The 3,247-nt window shown below is 63.8% G+C and carries 4 protein-coding genes; 3 read left to right on the forward strand and 1 reads right to left on the reverse strand.

Features of this window, described 5'->3' with window-relative positions; all coding sequences use genetic code 11:
- Window positions 1–57: 57 nt before the first annotated feature.
- Window positions 58–648, reverse strand: a complete 591-nt coding sequence (locus AC5RWX_RS31640) for a hypothetical protein (protein ID WP_494100145.1) — start codon at window positions 646–648, stop codon at window positions 58–60.
- A 156-nt stretch (window positions 649–804) separates the two neighbouring features.
- On the opposite strand from AC5RWX_RS31640, the gene AC5RWX_RS31645 reads away from it, so the two are divergent.
- From AC5RWX_RS31645 to AC5RWX_RS31655, 3 genes are all read left to right on the forward strand, one after another.
- The gene (locus AC5RWX_RS31645; RefSeq protein ID WP_494100146.1) at window positions 805–1,719 is read left to right on the forward strand and encodes an MSMEG_6728 family protein; all 915 of its coding nucleotides are present in this window, start codon (window positions 805–807) and stop codon (window positions 1,717–1,719) included.
- Between the two features lie 3 nt (window positions 1,720–1,722).
- Window positions 1,723–2,583: an SDR family oxidoreductase gene (locus AC5RWX_RS31650; RefSeq protein ID WP_494100147.1), complete on the forward strand. Its 861-nt coding sequence runs from the start codon at window positions 1,723–1,725 to the stop codon at window positions 2,581–2,583.
- 88 nt (window positions 2,584–2,671) lie between these two features.
- Window positions 2,672–3,064, forward strand: coding sequence for a DUF1622 domain-containing protein (locus AC5RWX_RS31655; protein ID WP_494100148.1), 393 nt, complete (start codon window positions 2,672–2,674; stop codon window positions 3,062–3,064).
- The last annotated feature ends 183 nt before the right edge of the window (window positions 3,065–3,247 follow it).

The raw sequence follows: 3,247 nt of genomic DNA on the forward strand, positions 1-3,247 counted from the left end.
ACGCCCCCACAAGGGGCGTGCCGGCGTCGTACTTCTAATGTGCTGTAACCGGAAGCCTTAGCTGGCTACGGGCAGTTCGCGGACGATCCTGACTTTCCAGGCGGAGTCGTCGGTGGTGTCCAGGAGGGCGACGGTACCGTGGGCCAGGTTGAGGGCAACGCGCTTGGCTGCCAGGAGCTCCAGGTAGAGGTGCTCATTCATCCGGCTGGGGGTGTCGATCATGTACTTCACGGCATCGCGGACCTTGCGGTAGTTGGCGCTGCGTTCGCGGTGCAGGTGGAGCTCCAGCGCTGACTTCTGCTTGAGCCGCGGCTCGTGGCGGTTCAGCCAGGTGACTGCGGCGTGAACTCCGACTACGAGGGCGAGGGAGACTGCATAAATCCACCATCCGCTGGAGAGCAGGAAGAGCGGCAGGTTAGCGATAGCAACGATCGCGATGACGACGCGCGCAGCTGCGATGCGGCGCATAGTGGTGGCGACGGCGGCCATGCCGGCACGGAAGCCGTGCTGCTCCTTGCGCGCCGCCTCGGGGTCCAGGGTGAATTCGTCAAGGACCAGGATGCCCTTGGATTCCGGACTCAGCATCTGCCCGTAGCGGGGCACGAAGGAGTGAGTCATTCCGGCGGGTTTTTCAACTGAAGATGTCATGAGAGGGCTTCCAAAACGCTGGGGTGCTTGCGGTGATCTTAGTGGTTCCATCCATCCGGTGTATGCGTGGGTCCACTATGTGAACATTTTAGTGCCGCGCCTGTGGCGCCGGGCACTGCAATTGGCACATCCGCCCGCTGCCGTCAGACTGAAGGGATGCAAACTTTCCTCCCGTACCCCGATTTCCGGCAGAGCGCCGCCGTCTTGGATACCGCCCGGCTCGGCAAGCAGCGCGTCGAAGCGCTGCAGACGCTCCGATCGCTGGTGATTCCCGGATACGGCTGGCAGACCCACCCGGCGATCCGGATGTGGATGGGCTACGTGCCCGCCCTGACCATGTACGGGCTGGCAATGGTGGACGAGTGGACGAAGCGCGGACACCCCGACAAGACCCGCGAGAACATCACCGAGTTCGCCCCACAGGCCGCCCACCCGGACTACGCCTCCAAGATACCCATGCCGCCATGGCTTGGAGATCCAGACTTCCACCTCAGCCACCGCTCCAAGCTGGTGCGCAAGGAACCCAAGTTCTACAGCTCCGTCTTTACTGATGCGATCCCGGACATGGATTACCTCTGGCCTGAACCCAAGCATGAGTTCCTGCCGCATGAACCCGAGGGTGACATTCTCTGGATCCTCCGATCGCCGCATGCCGACGTCGATCCCCAGAAGCTGGACACCGTGGCCCTGCCACCCGTGCACGGGTTTACCGCTGCCGTGGCTGCTGATTCCGACGACGACTACACCCCCGTCTACATCGAGGACGGATCCCGCCGCCCATCGAAGCAGCCCCGGAAGGCCCCGCCGAAGCAGCTGGTGAAGAAGCCCACCCGCAAGCGCCTGGCGCAGGAGGAGGCCTTTTCCACGCTGCCTGGAAAGACGCCCGTGGCCGTCCCGTTCGAACACGGGGCCAAGTTTGCCGTGGGGCAGGTGGTGGGCCGGCCCATCACGCTCGACGATGGCAGGTTCGGGCGGAACTTCACGGTCACGGAGATCATTGACCGGTCCGCTTTCGCCTACCCGGCACTCCTGCAGGACCCGCGCGTGTTCTTCCCGGTGGAGGCACCGTAAAGCATGACAATCCTCCTGGCAGGCTGCGGCGATCTCGGAACGGAAGCAGGACTGCGGTTCGCCGCCCAAGGCCACCGTGTGATTGGCTGGCGCCGCTCGCCCCGGAAGTTACCGGCCGCTATCGAAGGTGTGTCGGCTGATCTGAGCGCACCAGACCTGCCGCCGGTCCCGGCGGACACCACCGCCGTCGTGATCGCCGTAGCTGCCGACTCGCCAACGGAGGAGGCGTACCGCTCCGCGTACGTGCAGGGCCTCGCCAATGTCCTTGATGCGTTGGAGCGCGACGGCGTGACGCCGGAGCGCGTGCTCTTCGTCTCCTCCACCGCTGTTTATGGCGACGCCGGCGGCGGCTGGGTTGATGAGGGTACGACGGCGGTTCCCGGAGGTTTTTCCGGGCGGGTCCTTTTGGAGGCCGAGGAACTCGTGCACGCAAGGTTTGCTGGGACAGGAACCGAGGCGGTCGCGCTGCGGCTTGGCGGCATCTACGGCCCCGGCCGGACCCGGCTGATCGACCAGGTACGCAGCGGTTCAGCCGTCATCCCGGAAGATATCCGCTACACAAACCGCATCCATCGCGACGACGCTGCTGCTGCCATCGTTCATCTCGCCACTTTGTCTTCAGAGCCGGCTCCCGTTTACATCGGTGTGGATGCCGACCCCGCCGACCTCGGCGCTGTGCTCCGGTTCCTGGCCGCCGAGATAGGTTTGGTTGAACCCCCGGTCGGAGATGCAGGCCCGGCCCGCGGCGGCAACAAGCGCTGCCGCAACGCTCTCCTTCACAGCACTGGCTTCGAGTTCATCTTTCCGTCGTTCCGTGAGGGATACCGGGCTATTCTCGCGGGCAACGGGGTACGGCACCCATAGCTCAAAGGCCGTCCCCAGGGTGCCAGCGCTTAGGCTGTCCCCTTGACGGCAGCAAACTTTGACCCGACGCGGAGTGAGGCAGGGAAGCGTGGATTTTCGGCACATCATTGAGACAGTCGGGGAGTTCGTCGACTTTGCGGGGGTGGCAGTTATGGTTATCGGTGCCCTGGTTTCCATTCCTCTGGCACTCCGCGGGCACCAGCCTCGTAATCTTCCAGCGGGGGCTGAAAACCTCAGCGTTTACCGTCTCTACCGGCAGCTGCTGGGCAGGTCCATCCTGCTGGGACTCGAACTCCTGGTCGCCGCCGACATCATACGCACTGTGGCTGTCACTCCTACGTACGAGAGCGTCGGGGTTCTGGCCATCATCGTGCTGATCCGGACCTTCCTTAGCTTCTCGTTGGAGCTGGAAATTACGGGCCGGTGGCCGTGGCAAAAAGAGCCATCCACCTCGAATTCCGCGAAAGAGCCGGCGCGCTGATTAGGTCAGGCGCAGTGCCATGTAGGTTTTGCACATAGGCGCTTTGGCCGGCACTTTTGTCGGTGGGTTTTGGCAGAGTTGTCCTGTGGAAGCCATTGGGGATCAGCTTGGGGAGTACTGCGGTTCTCCCGCTGTGCTGACGCGGGCCGGCAGTGTTTCCTCCCGTGGTTCAGGGGCGTCCGA

The organism is Arthrobacter sp. SPT-J7 (assembly GCF_059089965.1).